This is a genomic window from Citrobacter sp. wls829 (assembly GCF_005280825.1).
Classification (GTDB): domain Bacteria; phylum Pseudomonadota; class Gammaproteobacteria; order Enterobacterales; family Enterobacteriaceae; genus Citrobacter; species Citrobacter gillenii.
In genome coordinates this window covers 1-1,184 of the sequence record NZ_SZWP01000034.1, presented here as the reverse complement: position 1 = coordinate 1,184, position 1,184 = coordinate 1, and the positions used below count along the sequence as shown (strand labels likewise).

1 protein-coding gene and 1 pseudogene are annotated in these 1,184 nt (G+C 47.4%); one reads left to right on the top strand and one right to left on the bottom strand.

Annotation, left to right across the window (positions count from 1 at the left end; genetic code table 11):
• Positions 1-947 (bottom strand): IS30-like element IS30 family transposase (locus FDW88_RS04445; RefSeq protein ID WP_137362102.1); only part of this gene is annotated, 947 nt, incomplete at its 3' end.
• A gap of 61 nt (positions 948-1,008) precedes the next feature.
• Between FDW88_RS04445 and FDW88_RS04440 the strand changes: the two are divergent.
• Positions 1,009-1,184, top strand: a pseudogene (locus FDW88_RS04440) (IS3 family transposase); the annotation flags it as partial.

Below are 1,184 nucleotides of genomic sequence, written 5' to 3'. Positions count from 1 at the left end.
ACACACCGGTTTTTCGGGGGGATTACCCTGACAGTAAATTCTAGATGTCTGGCCAGTTCCATTCCTCTGTCCCATGTCAGTGATTTTCTGAGTTCTGACGGTAAACTCAGGAATTTGTCGGTAAGAGCCTGATTTACTGAGACAGAATCTTTGCCCCTGAGTCTAAGGATGATCGTATAACGTGATTTTCGGTCTACAAGTGTGGCTATATGAGAGTTTTTTGTACCTGAGACTAAATCGCCCTCCCAATGCCCCAGAGAGCGTCTGTTATCGATATTTCGGGAACGTTCGTGAATTGGTGTTCCGTTCACTATGTTAATCGTACCTCTTTCGCCTTTGCGGGTATGACGCCTGCCATGGCGAAGGCTATGCGACCGTCGCAGATGCTGTATATTCAGGTGGTGTAGCGCTTCACGGCTACGAAAGTACAGCGTTTTATAAATTGTCTCAGGTGATATTCGCAGCGTTTTTTGACGTGGTTTTGTTCGCCTTAACCATCCTGATATTTGCTCTGGAGACCATTTCATCTCCAGCTTTTCCAGAACAAGCTTTCGCAATGGTAAATTTTGATCCAGTAAGCACGGTTTTGGCCTTTTCGCCATTCTGTTGGCTCGGTTATTAGCATCAACAGCTTTGTAATAGCGTCTGCCCCGATTACGCTGAACTTCACGTGAGATCGTCGAAGGACTGCGATTCAGCGCAGTAGCTATCGCACGAATGCTCATTTTGGCTGACAAACCAGCTCGTATCTCCTCGCGCTCAGACAGTGTCAGGTGAGCTACAGCCCGCTTACGCTCATGGGGTTTTATGCCGCCAGTATCCCTTAACATAGTGAAGATCGTTCCGGGTTTTGAACCCAGGATATTCGCTATTTCACTGAAGCCTGTTCCGTTCTTCCATAGTTCAAAAACAGAGGCTTTTTCCTCTGCTGTAAATGTTCGTCTCATTCAAAAAACCTCCGTAACCCCATGTTTTCACATAACTGTTGCGTTGACCAATTGAATCTACATTAAACAGTTCTGGCTGGAATCAGGATGCGTCTATGGTTATCGCAAAATCCATCTGGATCTGCGGGACAGCGGGCAACAGTGCGGAGTAAACAGAGTCTGGAGACTGATGAAACGTGTCGGAATAAAGGCTCAGGTCGGATACCGAAGCCCGCGGGCACGTAAAGGCGAGGCCAG